Source organism: Actinomadura rugatobispora, from assembly GCF_055379765.1.
Genome location: NZ_AP029191.1, coordinates 1516001 through 1531890 on the forward strand (window position 1 = coordinate 1516001; position 15890 = coordinate 1531890).

14 protein-coding genes are annotated in these 15890 nt (G+C 74.4%); 6 read left to right on the plus strand and 8 right to left on the minus strand.

Annotation, left to right across the window (positions count from 1 at the left end; genetic code table 11):
- Positions 1-7 precede the first annotated feature (7 nt).
- Positions 8-1426, minus strand: a complete 1419-nt coding sequence (locus ACZ466_RS06205) for a sensor histidine kinase (RefSeq protein WP_378284289.1) — start codon at positions 1424-1426, stop codon at positions 8-10.
- Positions 1423-2076, minus strand: coding sequence for a response regulator transcription factor (locus ACZ466_RS06210; RefSeq protein ID WP_378284290.1), 654 nt, complete (start codon positions 2074-2076; stop codon positions 1423-1425). Before ACZ466_RS06210 ends, ACZ466_RS06205 begins: the two co-directional genes overlap by 4 nt.
- Positions 2077-2380: 304 nt before the next feature.
- Here ACZ466_RS06210 and ACZ466_RS06215 point away from each other — a divergent pair, with 304 nt between their 5' ends.
- The gene (locus ACZ466_RS06215) at positions 2381-2557 is read left to right on the plus strand and encodes a hypothetical protein (RefSeq protein ID WP_378284291.1); all 177 of its coding nucleotides are present in this window, start codon (positions 2381-2383) and stop codon (positions 2555-2557) included.
- Positions 2558-2742: 185 nt separating this feature from the next.
- Here the strand turns inward: ACZ466_RS06215 and ACZ466_RS06220 are convergent, their stop codons facing one another.
- The 3 genes from ACZ466_RS06220 to ACZ466_RS06230 all read right to left on the minus strand — a co-directional run bounded on the left by ACZ466_RS06220 (position 2743) and on the right by ACZ466_RS06230 (position 5745).
- On the minus strand, positions 2743-3552 hold the full coding sequence (locus ACZ466_RS06220) for an inositol monophosphatase family protein (protein ID WP_378284292.1): 810 nt from the start codon (positions 3550-3552) through the stop codon (positions 2743-2745).
- 60 nt (positions 3553-3612) lie between these two features.
- A complete protein-coding gene (locus ACZ466_RS06225; RefSeq protein ID WP_378284294.1) occupies positions 3613-4548 on the minus strand; it encodes a ferrochelatase in 936 nt (311 codons plus the stop codon).
- Positions 4549-4641: 93 nt separating this feature from the next.
- Positions 4642-5745: a lytic transglycosylase domain-containing protein gene (locus ACZ466_RS06230; protein WP_464042989.1), complete on the minus strand. Its 1104-nt coding sequence runs from the start codon at positions 5743-5745 to the stop codon at positions 4642-4644.
- Between the two features lie 323 nt (positions 5746-6068).
- Between ACZ466_RS06230 and ACZ466_RS06235 the strand changes: the two genes are divergently transcribed.
- Positions 6069-7289 carry an MFS transporter gene (locus ACZ466_RS06235; protein WP_378285779.1) on the plus strand — a complete coding sequence of 407 codons (1221 nt, stop codon included), beginning with the start codon at positions 6069-6071 and terminating at the stop codon, positions 7287-7289.
- A 38-nt stretch (positions 7290-7327) separates the two neighbouring features.
- Positions 7328-8638 carry a D-arabinono-1,4-lactone oxidase gene (locus ACZ466_RS06240; RefSeq protein ID WP_378285778.1) on the plus strand — a complete coding sequence of 437 codons (1311 nt, stop codon included), beginning with the start codon at positions 7328-7330 and terminating at the stop codon, positions 8636-8638.
- Between the two features lie 25 nt (positions 8639-8663).
- On the opposite strand, the gene ACZ466_RS06245 is transcribed toward ACZ466_RS06240, so the two are convergent.
- Positions 8664-9644, minus strand: a complete 981-nt coding sequence (locus ACZ466_RS06245) for a hypothetical protein (protein ID WP_378285777.1) — start codon at positions 9642-9644, stop codon at positions 8664-8666.
- Between the two features lie 443 nt (positions 9645-10087).
- Here ACZ466_RS06245 and sepH point away from each other — a divergent pair, with 443 nt between their 5' ends.
- A complete protein-coding gene (sepH, locus tag ACZ466_RS06250; RefSeq protein WP_378285776.1) occupies positions 10088-11704 on the plus strand; it encodes a septation protein SepH in 1617 nt (538 codons plus the stop codon).
- Between the two features lie 36 nt (positions 11705-11740).
- Here the strand turns inward: sepH and ACZ466_RS06255 are convergent, their stop codons facing one another.
- Entirely contained in the window at positions 11741-13213 is a 1473-nt protein-coding gene (locus ACZ466_RS06255) for a PH domain-containing protein (protein WP_378285775.1), read from the minus strand.
- Positions 13210-13788, minus strand: coding sequence for a PH domain-containing protein (locus tag ACZ466_RS06260; protein WP_378285774.1), 579 nt, complete (start codon positions 13786-13788; stop codon positions 13210-13212). Before ACZ466_RS06260 ends, ACZ466_RS06255 begins: the two co-directional genes overlap by 4 nt.
- Before the next feature lie 291 nt (positions 13789-14079).
- Between ACZ466_RS06260 and ACZ466_RS06265 the strand changes: the two genes are divergently transcribed.
- Positions 14080-15072, plus strand: a complete 993-nt coding sequence (locus tag ACZ466_RS06265) for an ATP-binding cassette domain-containing protein (RefSeq protein ID WP_378285773.1) — start codon at positions 14080-14082, stop codon at positions 15070-15072.
- On the plus strand, positions 15069-15887 hold the full coding sequence (locus ACZ466_RS06270; protein WP_378285772.1) for an ABC transporter permease: 819 nt from the start codon (positions 15069-15071) through the stop codon (positions 15885-15887). Before ACZ466_RS06265 ends, ACZ466_RS06270 begins: the two co-directional genes overlap by 4 nt.
- Positions 15888-15890: the final 3 nt, after the last annotated feature.

The following is a 15890-nucleotide window of genomic DNA, read 5'->3' on the forward strand; positions in this document are numbered from 1 at the left end:
GGAGGCGTCAGGAGGCCGCGGCGGGGGGCGGGCCCAGCGGCAGCAGCACGGTCACGATGAGGCCGCCGCCGTGGCGCGGGGCCGCGTGCACGGACCCGCGGTGCGCCAGCACCACCGACCGCACGATCGACAGCCCCAGCCCGGCGCCCTTGGCCGACTCGACCCGGTCGGAGTTGAGCCTGCGGAACGGCTCGAACAGCCGCTCCACCTCGTAGGCGGGCACCACCGGGCCGGTGTTCTCCACCTGGACGGCGGCCAGCCCCTCCAGGACCCCGGTGCGCACCCACACCTCGCCGCCGTCGGCGTTGTGCTTGACCGCGTTGTCGACCAGGTTGGACACCAGATGCTCCAGCAGCACCGGGTCGCCCAGCGTGGTGCCCGCGGTCAGCTCCTGGTGCACGGTGATCTCGTGCTCGCGCTCGCCCGCCCGGCGCGCGGAGTTCTCCAGCACGGCGACGGCGACCTCGGCCAGGTCGACCGGGGTGCGGTTGGTCAGCTCGCGCTCGCTGCGCGCCAGCAGCAGCAGGCCCTCGATCAGCCGCTCGTGGCGGGCGTTGGTGGCCAGCAGCGTGCGGCCGACCGTGCGCAGGTCGTCGGAGACCTCCGGGGCGCCCAGCGCCACCTCCAGCAGCGTCCGGTTGATCGCCAGCGGGGTGCGCAGCTCGTGCGAGGCGTTGGCGACGAAGCGGCGCTGGGAGTCGAAGGCCTGGCCGAGCCGCTCCAGCATCGCGTCGAAGGTGTCGGCCAGCTCCTTGATCTCGTCGTCGGGGCCCTCCAGCGCGATCCGCTCGTGCAGGGTGCTCTCCGACAGGCGGCGGGCGGTGGTCGTCACCCGCTGCAGCGGGCTGAGCGCGCGGTCGGCGACGAAGTAGCCGAGGACCAGCGCGATGATCCCGACCCCGGCCAGCGCCACCAGCGACCGCCCGACCAGCTGCCGCATCGTGAGCTCCTTGAGGACCTCGGGATCGAGCGGGCCGGACGGGGTGACGATGATGTAGCCCTCCGGGAAGACCTGGTCGAGGATCTGCCCCACCAGCAGGTACGTCACGAAGAGCAGCAGTGCCCCGGCCATGAAGAACAGCAGGCCGTACAGGACGGTGAGCCGCAGCCGCACGCTGACCCGGCCGGGCAGGCCGCGCAGGTCGGCGCGGATCCCGGGGCCGCCGCCGCGCGGGCCGCCGCCCCTGCCCCGCGCAAGGCCTCCCGGCACGGGCCTCGTCGCCGCCCCCGTGAGCGACGTGGCCCCGGCGAGCGGCGGCACGGCGCCCCCCGCGCCCCCGGCCGGGCCGGTGTTCCCCGGGGTGGTGGCGGGGCCGGTGTCGCCCGGGCCGGTGTTCCGCCGCGCCGCGGGGCCCTCGGCGGGCTGGGCCGGGTCCTGCGCGGCGGCCGTCCCGGCGGCGGGGCCGGCGGCCTGATCGGAGCTCACAGGCGGTACCCCACGCCCGGCACCGTCTCGATCACCGGCGGGTCGCCCAGCTTCTTGCGCAGCGTCATCATCGTGACCCGGACCACGTTCGTGAACGGGTCGATGTGCTCGTCCCATGCCTTCTCCAGCAGCTGCTCGGAGCTGACCACCGCGCCGTCCGCGCTCAGCAGCACCTCCAGCACCGCGAACTCCTTGCGGGTCAGCTCGATCGCGCGGCCGTCGCGGGCCACCTCCCGGCGGGCCGGGTCGAAGGTGATCCCCGCCCGCTCCAGCACCGGCGGCAGCGGCGCCGCGGCGCGCCGGCCCAGCGCGCGCACCCGGGCGATCAGCTCGGCGAACGCGAACGGCTTGGCGAGGTAGTCGTCGGCCCCGATGGACAGGCCCTCGACCTTGTCGTCCAGCTCGCCCGCCGCCGTCAGCATGATGATCCGCGCCGGGTAGCGCTGCGTCACCAGCTGCTTGCAGACGTCGTCGCCGTGCACCCGGGGCAGGTCGCGGTCGAGGACGATCACGTCGTACTCGTTGACGCCCGCCCTCTCCAGCGCCCCGGCGCCGTCGTAGGCGACGTCCACGGCCAGCGCCTCGCGGCGCAGGCCGGTGGCGATCGCGTCGGCGAGCACCCGCTCGTCCTCGACGACTAGAACACGCACTGTGCCCCCCTCATCGGTCCGGTGTCCGGGACGGCGGCCCCCCGGGGCGCGGAGCCGTCCACGATCAGGTATGCCACGGCGCCCGTAAGACGCCCGTAAGCCCCGTCCTAAAGCCGCCACCGCCGGTCGCCGGCGGTCGCGCCCGGGGGCGGCCGCCGTTCACGTTCCCGTCAAGGACCCTGCTCAGGAGGGTCTCGCGACTCACCGCGAATCCACCGGAAAATCACCGTAAAGCCACGTGACAGAAACAGGTTTATCTTCAGCGTAGGTCTGGGTAGGGAGGGCCTGATCCGGAGGGAGGCCCATGGGCGAACTGTCACGCACGATCCAGCAGCGACTCGACGACGCGTACGAGTCGTTGCGCCACGCCCACGCCGACGGCGACATCTACCTGGCCGACATCCGCCAGGAGGAGATCAAGGAACTGCGCCGGATCGCAGCGAATCACGATATCGGCGTCGAACCACCCCGCTGCGACTGAACAAGGACGCCAGATCCACGGGGCGGTCACGACGGACGCAGCGCCCGGCGCGGCCGCCCCGACGATCCCCCTCCCGGGGAGCCTCCTCCGGATCCCCGGGAAACGCGAAGACCCTCCGGATCCCTGAGAATCCCAGAAGACGCCGTAGAGCCCGCTGAGACGCGCGGGGCCCTCTCCCCGGCCCCTCAGCCGCGGGTGGGCTCCAGCGGCTTCAGAAGGGCGTGCAGGGCCTCGAACGTGCCCGGCCCGCCCGCGACGGTCAGCTCCGGCCCGGCGGGAGCGCCGTCCAGGCCCTCGATCCGCCCGCCCGCCTCCTGCACGACCAGCGCGCCCGCCGCGATGTCCCAGGCCTGCACGCCGCGCTCGTAGTAGGCGTCGACCCGTCCCGCGGCCAGCGAGCACAGGTCCACGCAGCAGGAGCCGCCGCGGCGGATGTCGCGGACGTTCGGCAGCACCCCGGTCAGCACCCGCGCCTGGTGGGCGCGGCGCTCGGCGGCGTACCCGAACCCGGTGGCGACCAGCGCCCGCTCCAGCGGCACGCCGGCGTTGCAGCGCAGCTCGCGGGTGCCCGACGCGGTGTGCAGCAGGGCACCGCCGCCCCGCACCGCGGTGTAGGTCTCGCCGCGCCGGGGCATGTCCACGGCCCCGGCCACGGTGACGCCGTCGACCTCGGCGGCGATGCTGACCGCCCAGTCGGGCAGGTCGTAGAGGTAGTTGACGGTGCCGTCGATCGGGTCGATCACCCACCGGACCGCGCTGGCCCCGGCCCGGGTGCCGCCCTCCTCGCCGAGGAAGCCGTCGTCGGGACGGACCGCGCGGATCCGCTCGATGATCAGGCGTTCGGCGGCCTGGTCCATCTGGGTGACCACGTCGGTGGGGCTGCTCTTGGTCTGCACCACGTCGGGCCCCTCGGCGGGGCGCTTGTCGACCAGCATCCGGCCGGCCTCCCGCGCGGTGGCCACCGCCAGCTCCAGCAGGTCGTCGGGCAGGCTCATCTCAAGGTCCCCCAAGCTCGCGGCGTTCTGAAAGCGATCGGTCGGTCTGTCGGCGCCCGGTCAGCCGCCGGCGGCGCGGTGCTCCAGCAGGAGTTCGCGGGGCAGCGCGGCGAAGCGCGGGTCGGTGTGGGGCGTCGCGGCGCGGGCGAAGGCCATCCCCAGTTCCCCGGCGCGCCTCGCGGCCTCGACGTCGAGGTCGTACTTGACCTCCATGTGGTCAGAGACGAAGCCGATCGGCACCACCGCGACCGCCGTCACGCCGTCCCCGTGCAGCTTGTCCAGGTGGTCGACCACGTCGGGCTCCAGCCAGGGCTGGGAGGGCGGTCCGCTGCGGCTCTGGTAGACCAGCGACCACGGGACGCCGGGCGCGGCGCGCTCGGCGACGGTCTCCGCGACGCGTTCCAGCTCCGCGACGTAGTCGGGACGGCCGGGCTGGGCCAGCGGGACGCTGTGCGCGGTGAAGACCAGGCGGCGGGCGCCGTCCTCGGGAAGCTCGTCCAGGGCGCGGCGCGCGGCGTCCACGAACGGGTCGGCGAACCCGGGCCGCAGGCAGTACACCGGCAGCTTGTCGATCTCCGGCGCGCCCGGCACCTCGGCACGCGCCCGTTCGATGTCCTCGACGTACTGGTCGCTGCACGAGTAGCCGCTGTAGGCGGAGGTCACGAACGCCGCCGCGCGCCGGACGCCGTCGGCCGTCATCCGCCGCACGGTGTCGGCCAGGTACGGATCCCAGTTGCGGTTGCCCCAGTACACCGGCAGGTCGAGCCCGTGCGCGGCGAAGTCGGCCTCGATGGCCGCCTTGAGCTCCCGGCACTGCCGGTTGATCGGGCTGACGCCGCCGAACAGGTGGTAGTGCTCCCCCACCTTCTCGAGGCGCTCGCGCGGGATGCCGCGTCCCCGGGTGACGTTCTCCAGGAACGGGATCACGTCGTCGGGCCCCTCCGGCCCACCGAAGGACACCAGGAGCAACGCGTCGTACGTGCCCGCTTCACTCATGCCTCCATCCAACCAGCCGGGACGCCGTGCCCCTCCACGGGTAAGGCCCGCGGTGGCCAGGATCACGCCACCCGGCGCCCGCCTCCCTCGCCTCTAGCGGTACTGGTCGGAGTAGGCCTTGGCCAGGGCGAGGACCTTCTGGACGTACCAGTCGGCGTGGTTGTAGTGCCAGACGGCCCGGTAGAGCTGCTTGCCTCCCCTGCCAGCCCCGTTCGCGCACAGGTAGCGGGCCGCTCCGGGGATGGCGTCGTAGGGGTTCATGATGTCGGCCTTGCCGTCGCCGTCGCCGTCCACGCCGTAGGCCTTCCAGGTCGCGGGCATGAACTGCATGGGGCCCAGGGCCCCGGCGCTGGAGCGGCCAGGGTTGCGCCCGTGGTCGCTCTCGACCTGGCCGATGGCGGCGAGGACCGTCCAGGACAGGCCGGGGCACGTCTTGGCGGCGCTCTTGTAGAGGTCGAGGTAGCTGCCGTTGGCGGGCGACTGGAAGCGCTGCTCGTGCAGGTTCACGACGTTGGCGGCCGGTCCGAGGATCCGGCCGACCGCCCGCACGGTGGTGGCGGGCGGGACGCCCGGCGCGTTGACCAGGACGGCGATGTTGGGGACCAGGCCCATCGACCGCCCGGTCTTCTGGTGGACGAGCATGTCGATGCCCGGCAGGCCCAGCGCCCCCGAGCCGCCCATCATGATGGTCGGCATCGTGCGGCCCACCACCGCGTACGGGAAGCCCTTGCTGAGCCGCAGCTGCTCGGCGGCGGTGGCGGAGACCACGAACTGGTCGGCGGCCAGCGCCGTCCACAGGTCCTCGGCCTTGGCGGTGCGCGGCGGCGTCCAGGAGCGGAACGTGGACGGGTCGACCGCGAAGGCGTTCACCGAGCGGCCCTGGAGCTGGACGGCCCCGCCCGCCACGGCGATCACGTCCCGGACCCGGCCGAGCTTGGCGATTCGCTGGACCTGGGCCGCGGAGATGGGGCCGCCGCCGACCGCGAGGACGTCCGGCGGCACGACCCGGCGCAGCGGGGCGACCCGGGCGCCGTCGGCGACGTTGGTCACCGGGCCGCCCGGCCCGGCGGGGCCGCCGGAGGGCCGGTCGCGGTCGCGCGGGGCGGCGGTGCGGCGGTCCCGGTCGTCCTGGGCCTGGACGGCGGCGTAGGCGCCCCCGCCGAGGCTCCCGGCGATCAGCAGCGCGATCGTGAACACGGCGCGGCGCGGCCCCGTGCGGCGTCCCGGCCGGGCGGCCGGCGCCGGTCGTGCGGGGCGCGCCGGTCGCCGGGGCGGGCGGGGCCGCCGCGGCCGGGTGCCGGCGGTTCCGTCCTGCCCCGCCTTCCGGGCCTCGTTCTCTGCGTCGGCGTCCGCGGGGGCGGGCGGTGGTGAAGGAGAAGCCACATCCATTCCCAACGAGAGTCGCTATGGCGGGGTTACAGGTCTTTGCAATTGTTTCGCCCAGGTAACGTGATCTTGGAGTGGAAGTCGAGCGGCGGGCCAGGGGTGGACAGCGGCTTCCCGGGGCGGAGGGAGGCGCGGTGAGCGGCCCTTACCGGGAACTGCTGGGCGTCCCCGGAGCTCGGCTCTTCGTGGCTGCGGGCTTCGTCGGCCGCATGTCCATGTCGATGGTCGGGATCGGCGTCGTGCTGCTGGTGTCCGCGGTCACCGGATCGTACGGTATCGCCGGGGCGGTGGCCGCCACCCTGTCCCTGGCGTACGCGGTGGGGTCCCCGCTGAGCGCGCGCTTCGCCGACCGGTACGGGCAGCACCGCGTGCTGGTCCCGGTGGTGCTGGCCAACGCGGTGAGCGTGGCCACGCTCATCCTGTGCGCGCGGCTGGACCTGCCGGTGTGGACGCTCTTCCCGGCGGCGGCGCTGGCCGGGCTGACCCAGGTGTCGCTGGGCGCCTGGGTGCGGGCGCGGTGGTCGCACGCGCTGCGGGAGCGCCCGGCGCGGCTGCACACGGCGTTCTCGTTCGAGTCGGTGGTGGACGAGACGATCTTCGTCGCCGGGCCGCTGATCGTGACGGCGCTGGCCACCGGGGTGCATCCGGCGGCCGGCCTGGGCGCCGCCGCCGCGTTCACGCTGTCGGGCTGCCTGGCGCTGGCGGCGCAGCGCGGGACCGAGCCCGCGCCGCGCCCCCGCGCGCCCGGGAGCCGCGGCGGGGTGCTGGCCAACCCGGCGATCCGCGTGATCACACCGGTGTTCCTGCTGGTGGGAACGGTCTTCGGCGCGATCGACGTGAGCGCGGTCGCGTTCGCCGACGAGCAGGGGCACAAGCCGCTGGCCGGGGTGCTGCTGGGCTGCTACGCGCTGGGCAGCGGCACGGCGGCGCTCTGGTACGGGGCGCGGCACTGGCGCACCCCGCTGGAGCGGCGCTTCCGGATCGGGCTGGCGCTGCTGGCGGTCGCGATGGTGCCGCCCACGCTGGTCGGCGATCTGCGGCTGATGATGGCGGTGGTCTTCTTCTCCGGGCTGGCGATCTCGCCGACGATCATCCCGGGGTACGGGCTGGTGGAGCGGCTCGTGCCGGGGCACCAGCTCACCGAGGGGCTGGCGCTGGTGTCCACGTCGGTCGGGATCGGGGTGGCGGCCGGGGCGTCGGCGGCCGGGCGGGTGGTCGACGCGTACGGGGCCCAGGCGGCGTTCCTGGTGCCGCTGGCGGCGGCGCTGGCCGCGGTGGCGCTGGGCCTGGCCGGGGCGCGGGCGCTCGCCCGCCGCCGCCCGCCGGAACCGCCGGAAACGCCCGACAAAACATGAACTTTCCTCGCAATAGGGGCTCCGAGTAGAGTCCTCACATGTCCCCCGGCAGCACACATTCCTGGCGCAACTGGGCAGGCAACCAGCGCGCCACCCCGCGGCGCGCGACGAGCCCGCGGACCACGGCCGAGGTCGCCGCCGCGGTGCGCGCCGCCGCGGCCGCGGGCCAGACGGTCCGGATGGTCGGCACCGGCCACTCCTTCACCGGCGCCGCCGTGGCGGAGGACGTCCTGCTGCGGCCGGGCGGCCTCACGGCGGTCCGCGCCGTCGACACCGGCAGCGGCCTCGTCACGGTCGAGGCCGGCCTCCCGCTGCACGCGTTCAACAAGGTCCTGGCCGAGCACGGCCTGGCCCTGGCCAACATGGGGGACATCCAGGAGCAGACCGTCGCGGGCGCGCTACAGACCGCCACGCACGGCACCGGCCGGGAGGCCGCCGGCCTGGTCTCCCAGGCCGCCGCGCTGGAGATGGTGCTCGCCGACGGCAGCGTGGTGACGTGCTCGCGGGAGGAGCGCCCCGACCTGTTCGACGCGGCCCGCGCCGGGCTGGGCGCGCTGGGCGTCATCACCGCGATCACCTGGCGGACCGTCCCCGCGTTCGTGCTGCGTGCGCGCGAGGAACCGATGCGCTGGGACGAGGTGCTCGCGCGCCTGGACGAGTTCGACGACGCCAACGAGCACTTCGAGTTCTACTGGTTCCCCCACACCGAAGGGTGCCTGACCAAGCGCAACAACCGCGTCGAGGGCCCGCCGGAGCCGCTGTCCAAGCTCAAGTACTGGGTGGACGACCGGTTCCTGTCCAACACGGTGTTCGGACTCGTCAACCGGGTCACCCACCGGGCCCCCGCCACGACCCCCTTCGTCAACGGCATCTCCGCCAAGGCGCTGGGCGCGCGCACCTACAGCGACATCTCCTACAAGGTCTTCACCAGCCCGCGCACGGTGCGCTTCAAGGAACAGGAGTACGCGATCCCGCGCGAGCACCTCGTGCCCGCGCTGCGCGACCTGCGCGCGCTCATCGACGGGCGGGACTGGCGGATCAGCTTCCCCATCGAGGTCCGCCTCCTTCCGGAAGAGGACGCCTGGCTGTCGATGGCCCACGGGCGGCGCACCGCGTTCATCGCCGTGCACGTCTACCACCGCGAACCCCACGAGGAGTACTTCCGGGGGGTCGAGGAGATCATGACCGCCGCCGGAGGGCGCCCGCACTGGGGCAAGCTCCACACGCGCGACGCCGCGTACCTGGAGAAGGTCTACCCCCGGTTCGGCGACTTCCAGGCGCTGCGGGACGAACTCGACCCCGACCGCCGCTTCGCCAACCCCTACATCCGCCAGGTCTTCGGCGCCTGATCGAGCGCGCGGGCCCGGGAGGGGCTCATCCGGCGCCGGGCGCGGCCTGCGGGTCGGGTGTGGAGCCGGAACCGCCGCCGTCCTGCTCCCCGCCGCCGGGGCCGGTCGGCTGGGTCGGCTGCGGGGTCGGCGGCGCGGTCGGCCCGGACGTGGGCTCCTGGGACGGCGCCCCGGGCCCCGGGTCACCGGTCGGCCCGGACGTGGGCTCCCGCGACGGCCCCGGGGCCGGGCTCTCCGGCGCGTCGGGGCCGGAGGACGGCCCGTCACTGGGCCGCGAGGTCTCCCGCGTGCCCTCGGGCGACGGCGTCTCGGCGGGCGTCTCGCCGCTCCCGCCGCCGCCGTTCCCGAGGTTGCCCCAGGTCGTGCCCCGGCCGTCGTTGGCCCCGACCCATCCGGACGCGGGCCTGTCGGTGATCTTCTCGATCACCGTGATGCCCGCCATGACGACGGCGAAGACGGCGACCGAGGAGACGGCGAGCACGGCCCACCGCCGCCGGGCCCAGTCCAGGGTGCTGCGGAAGGCGTCCCGCCACGCCGCGTCCCGTCCTGCGCCGCCCCCTGCGCCGCCGGCCGCGGCCGCGGCCAAGTCGTCGGCGACGGTCTCGGCGGGCGACCGGTCGGCGCGGGTCACGTCCGGCGGAAGATCGAACCGGGTCGCGCCCGGGTCCCCGTCCCCGTCGAAGCCCCCGCCGAAGCCCCCGTCGTATCCGCCGGGCCAGACCACCGTGCGCGTCGGATCGGCGCTGGTCGCCCGGTCCGCCGCCGCCCGCGCCCCGGCGGCGTCCCCGGCGCCGTGCGGGTGCGCCCGCTCCTTGAGCCGCGTCCTCCCCTGGTCGAGGAAGTGCTTGCACACCGCGGCGCCGGCGGTCGACGCCACGCTCATGAACGCGGCGCCGATGATCGTCCCGTACACGCCGAGGAACGACGCGCCCACCGCCGCCGCCAGGGTGGCCAGCCCCCCGGCCGCCAGTTGCGTCGTGCTCAGGTCCGGCACCGCCCGCCGCATCGACTCAATCCCCCGTTTCGGTCGACCACAACAACTCCAAGACGGGAACTCGCGACATCCCGGTCGTGTTCCGGCCAGGCACGTGATGATGGCAACCCCAAAGGACTGGAGCCTGGTCGTCGCGTCGGGCACAGTGTGGAAAAGGATCCACAAGAAACGGGAAGGGCGACCACCTCCGCACTCCGGCCCCGGCAAGCTTGGTCAGCGCCCTCTTCGGCCTTGTGAGGAGGGCTTCGAGAGCGGCGATGTTCGGACATGCCGGGTACGGTGCTGGCAGCAGGTGTGTCCGAAAGAGAGACTCGGGAACCCGGGGGAAGGGCACGCATGCGCCCTCGGCGGGCACCGGGCCGAACCGCCGGGCCGCGCCCGTGGCATGACGGGCACGGCACCGCGCGGCCGGTCCGGCACCCTCCGTGCCGTCAGGAAGGGCAGGAAGGACACGCATGCAGGAGCTGCGCCTCGTCGCGGTCAGCGAGGACGGTACGTACCTCGTCCTGGCCACCGCGGGCCGAGGCACCCGGTTCACCCTGCCCGTCGACGATCGGCTGCGCGCAGCGGTCCGTGGGCACTTCTCCCGCCTCGGCCAGTTCGAGATCGAAGTGGAGAGTCCCTTGCGCCCCAAGGAGATCCAGGCTCGCATCCGGTCCGGCGAGACCGCGGAGGAGATCGCCGAGTCGGCCGGCATCCCGGTCGAACGCGTCCGCTGGTTCGAGGGCCCGGTCCTGCAGGAACGCGAGTACATGGCCCAGCAGGCGCAGCGGGTGGCGGTGCGCCGCCCGGGCGAGTCCACGCCCGGCCCGCCGCTCGGCGAGACCGTCGAGGAGCGGCTCGGCCGCGGCGGCGTCGACCTCGAAGAGGTCGAGTGGGACTCCTGGAAGTGCGAGGACAGCACCTGGCGGATCCGGCTGTCGTTCTTCGACAACGGCCGCCCGCACGCCGCCGAGTGGGTCTTCGACCCGCGCCGCCGGCACGTCTCCCCGCTGGACGAGGTCGCCGCCCGGCTCACCGCCGTGGAGTGGGACGACGACGAGGCGCTCGGCGAGACCGACACCGTCACCCCGCTGGTGCCGCGCCGCCCGGCGATGAAGGTCGTCTCCGACAGCCGCGACTTCGCCGCCCCGGTCCGTCCCGAGCTCCGTCCCGAGCCGCTGCGCGCCGCCGAGCCCCCGCGCGTGAACCGGCCCCGCATCGCCGAGCCGGCGCCCGAGCGGCGCCCCGCGCGGCCCTCCGAGCCGCCGGTCGCGTCGCGTCCGGCCGCCCGGCCGCTCCAGAGGGCGCCCCAGGAGCCGGAGGAGCGTTCCACCGCCTTCGAGCCCGCCGAGCCCGAGGTCGCGGAGGCCGCCCCCGCCCCCGAGCCCGCGCCCGTCGCGGAGGCCGCGCCGGAGGCGCCGCCCGCCGAGCCCGAGGCGCAGGACGACGACATCGCCGCCGCCGAGCCCGAGGAGCCGACCGCCGAGGAGCATGAGCCCGAGCCCGAGCCCGAAGTGGCGGACGAGCCCGAGGCCGTCCAGGAAGAGCCCGCCCCGGAGCCGGAGCCCGCCGAGGAGCCCGTGTCCGAGGACGAGGAGAGCCAGGCGGCCGAGACGGCCGAGACGGTCGACGAGCCGGAGCCCGAGCCGGAGCCCGCCGCCGCGGAGGAGCAGGCGGCTCAGGAACCCGAGCCCGCCGACGAACCGGCCGCCGAGGAGCCCGAGGTCGACGAACCTGTCGCCGAGGAGCCCGAGGTCGAGGAACCGGTCGCCGAAGAGCCGCCCCCGGCCGCGCCGGAGAAGCCCGCCGCCCGGGAGAAGCCGCAGCCGCCGCCCAAGCCGCAGCGGCCCGCGCACCGCGAGCCGGGCCGTCCCCCGGCCAAGAAGAAGTCCCCGGCACGCCCGGCGATGCCCGCCGCCCCGGCCGACAAGCCGGTCGGCCCGCCCGCCGCCGCTGCCGCGGCGGCGGCCGCCGGCGAGTCCCCGGCGGCACCGCAGCGCCCCGCCCGCAACCGCCGCAAGTCCAAGGGCAAGCGCGCCTCCGTCCCGTCCTGGGACGAGATCATGTTCGGGGCGCGCCGCCCCGACTGACGCGCGAAGGCTCCCGCACCCCCGCCCTCCGGTCCGTCAGGAGCTCCGGGGGCTCGGCGGGTCGTCCCCCAGCAACGACAGCGGCTCCACCCAGTGCGGGGTGACCTGCGCGGCGAAGGCGATCGCGTCCCCTTCGGCCATGTCCAGGGCCGGGTAGCCGCCCTCCCCCGCGCCCACGGCGGCGTCCAGGGTGGCCAGGCCCAGGCGGCGCTGGAACGGGCTCTGGCGGAGCCGCCAGCCGATGACCGCGTCGTGGTCCACGACGACCTGGCGGCGGCGCAGCGACCCCGACCGCAGCGTCAGCCGCACCCCGTCGGTGGCGTGGCCGAGCTGCCGGTAGCGGTCGATGCCCAGCGGTACGGCCAGCACCGCGGCGGCCAGGCACCCGTACACCACCCAGGGCTGACCGGCCAGCAGCGCCAGCGCGCCCACGCCGAGCGGGGGCGCGACCGCCCGCACGACGCGGCGCCCGCGCGCGGCCCGCGGATGCGGCAGCAGCGGCCCCGGCGGCGGCCCGAGCACGCGGGACGCGAGGCCCTCGGCGATCGGACGCGGCGCCGCGGGGAACAGCCGCCCCCGCTGGACCGCGTCGCCCAGCCCCGTGACCAGGGCGTCCAGCCGCACGACACCGGCGAACCGCTCGAACGGGTTGTCGGTGAGCTCCACGCCGCGGATGCGGCGGCGCTCCAGCGAGACGCTGCGGCGGGTGACCAGACCCCGTTCGGCCACGATCGACCCGTCCCGCGCGTACACCGTGAAGTGCCAGTTCATCGCGGCGAAGGCGAGCACCGACATCGCGGGCATGGCCAGCAGGGTCAGCACCGCCGCCGCGATGACCACGACGGTGGGCAGGCCGACCAGGTCGTGCCCGAGGCCGGCCAGCCGCTCGGGAGTGATCAGCCCGAAGTCGTCGCTCAGGTTGTAGAGGGTGCCCAGGAGGCTGCCCGCGAGCGCGAACGGGGTGAGCAGGTACGCGCCGCTCAGCGGGGCGAACACGAACCAGCGCCGCGGCATCCGGGCCAGTTCCCGGCGCGGTTCGGGCGCGGCGCCGGCCCGGCCGAGCAGCAGCGCGCGCAGCCGCTCGGCCTCCTGCCGGGACACGGCGTTCAGCTCGCCCTCGCCGCCGTCCGCGCCCGCGTCGATGTGCACGATCGCCAGCCGCAGCAGCCGGTGCGGGAGGGCGGCGCTGATGTCGACGCCGCGGATCCGCTGCCGCGGGATCGTCTTGACCGAACGGCCGACCAGCGACCGGCGCAGCTCGATGCGGTCGTCGTACAGCGTGTAGGTGAACGTGGCCCAGGTGACCAGGTGGAGCAGGAGCCCGAAGCCGAGCCCGATGAGGGTGAAGTAGAACGCCGTGGACAGGCCGCCCACGGCCAGCCCGGCGGCGCCCGCCGCCAGCAGGGCGATCAGTTCGCGGGCGGCGCCGACGACGAAGGTCAGGGGGTGCAGCCGCGCGGTGCCGGCGGCGGCGCCGGGCGGCGGCGGCGCGGCGGCCTCGACGTTCACGTGGCGTCGTCGCGCAGGTCGTGCGCACGGTGGGCCAGGTCCTCGGCGAGCCGGGCGGCCATCGCGGCCGGCAGCCCGGACACCTCCGAGGATCCGGTGTGCGAGGCGGTGTTGACCTCCAGGGTGGCCAGGCCCAGCAAACGCTCGATCCACCCCTGCCGGGTGTCGACGGTCTGGATCCGGCTCACCGGCACCAGCAGCCATTCGCGGCTGAACCACCCGGTGCGGGTGTAGACGACATCGGCGCGCACCTCCCAGCGATGCACCCGGAACCGCCAGACCGGGGCGACGAACACCATCAGCAGACCGGCCGCGCCGGTGAGCGCGGGCAGCCGGCCGAGGTTGCCCAGGAGCCAGCGGGGGACGCCCGTCCAGTCGGTGCCGTCCGCCCAGCCGGCGGAGTCGACCCAGGCGGCCACGCCCCAGGCGAGGCCGAACGCCAGGCCCCACACCAGCAACGCCTCGATCGCCCAGTGCGCGATGGCGCGCGGCGAGACCCGGTGGGCGGGCGGCCGCAACCGCGGCGGGTGCGGTGCTCCGCCGTCGGATGGGTTGGTGGGCCGCACCGCCGTCACGGTGACGAGTCTAGATCCACCCAGGCCACGGTCGGTCCGGTACCGGCCGGGGCGCGACGCGCCGGTGACGGAATAGCCCTCGAGGGGCGCCCTGTTCCAGCAGGTGTCGACGCCGCTTCAGGGTTTTGTCAGACCCGGGTGCGAGCCTGGGCCCAGGCAAGAGCGCGCTGTCAGCGATCTGTCAGCGGGGGCGAAAAAACTGGATGCGCAGCGCTCCGGACTCCTCATAGGTTGGCAGGCTCTCTCTGCCAAGGCCGTGAAAGGTCCGGCTGTCCCGAAACAGGAGATCACATGACCTATGCCATCCAGGCCGACGGCCTGGTGAAGCGCTTCGGCAAGACCCAGGCGCTGGCCGGGGTCTCGCTCACCGCCGACACCGGAACGGTCCTGGGCGTGCTCGGCCCCAACGGCGCGGGCAAGACCACCACCACCCGCATCCTGGCCACGCTGATCGAGCCGACCGAGGGCAGCGCCCGGGTCGGCGGTCACGACGTGGTGAAGGAGGCCCACCAGGTACGGCAGCTGATCGGACTGACCGGCCAGTACGCCGGGGTGGACGAGATGCTCACCGGCACCGAGAACCTCGTCATGATCGGCCGGCTGCTGGGCCTGTCGCGCGCGGCGTCCAAGGCCCGCGCGAGCGAGCTGCTGGACCGCTTCGACCTCGTCGAGGCGGCCGCCCGGCCGGCCAAGACCTACTCCGGCGGCATGCGCCGCCGGCTCGACCTGGCGGCCAGCCTGGTGGGGCGGCCGCAGATCCTCTTCCTGGACGAGCCCACCACCGGGCTCGACCCGCGCAGCCGCACCGGCCTGTGGGACATCGTCCGCGGCCTGACCGCCGACGGCGTCACGGTGCTGCTGACCACGCAGTATCTGGAGGAGGCCGACCAGCTGGCCGACGACATCATCGTGATCGACCGCGGCCAGGTCATCGCGCACGGCACCTCCGACGAGCTCAAGGCCCAGGTGGGCGGCCAGGTGCTGGAGCTGCGGCCGGTGCACGAGGCCGACAACGTGACGGTCACCCGGGTCGCGGGCGAGCTGGCCGGGACGGCCCCGGAGGTCCGCGACGGCCTGGTGTCGGTCCCGATCACCGATCCGGCGATCATGCCCGCGCTGGTCCGCCGGCTCGACGACGCCGGTGTCGTCCTGGGCGAGCTGTCCATGCGCAAGTCCAGCCTGGACGAGGTCTTCTTCGCCCTCACCGGCCACCACACCGACGACATCGACACCGAGGCCGGCGAGCTGGCCGAGGCCGAGCAGAAGGAAGAGGCCAGAGCTTGAGCGTTTCGGGAGTCGCGGCACCGGCGGTGCCGAGCCTGTCACGGCGGGTCTCGCCGGCCACGGCCGTGCGCAACATCGGCACGCTGGCCTGGCGCAACCTGGTGCAGATCAAGCACAACCCGATGGAGCTGCTGGACCTCAGCATCCAGCCGATCATGTTCGTGCTGCTGTTCGCGTACGTGTTCGGGCCGTCGATGGCGGGCAGTGTCGAGGCGTACCTGCCGGTGGTGATCCCGGGGATCATCGCGCAGAACGCGCTGTTCGCCGGGATGACGACGGGGTTCGGGCTGAACACCGACATCACCAAGGGGGTGTTCGACCGGTTCCGGAGCCTGCCGATCGCCCGCAGCGCCCCGCTGGCGGGGCGGATCATCGCCGACACCACCAAGCAGGCCTGGTCGATGCTGATCCTGCTGACCGTGGGGTTCATCATCGGGTTCCGGATCGAGACCGGCCCGCTAGCGCTGCTGATGGCGTTCCTGCTGCTGCTCAGCTTCGCGGTGCTGTTCTCGTGGACGTCGGTCTACATCGCGATGAAGGTGGACGACCCGGAGAAGGTGCAGATCTTCGGGTTCGTGGTGATCTTCCCGCTGAGCTTCCTCAGCACGGCGTTCATCCCCAACACCGACCGCATCCCGGGCCCGGTGGCGTGGGTGATGGACAACAGCCCGGTGACGCAGCTGGTCGAGGCGATGCGCGGCCTGCTGGTCGGCGGGCCGGTCATGGAGCACGCCCTGATCGCGCTGGCCTGGGGGGTGGCCATCTCCCTGGTGTTCGCCCCGCTGTCGCTGCGCGCCTTCAAGAAGCGCGCCTGACCG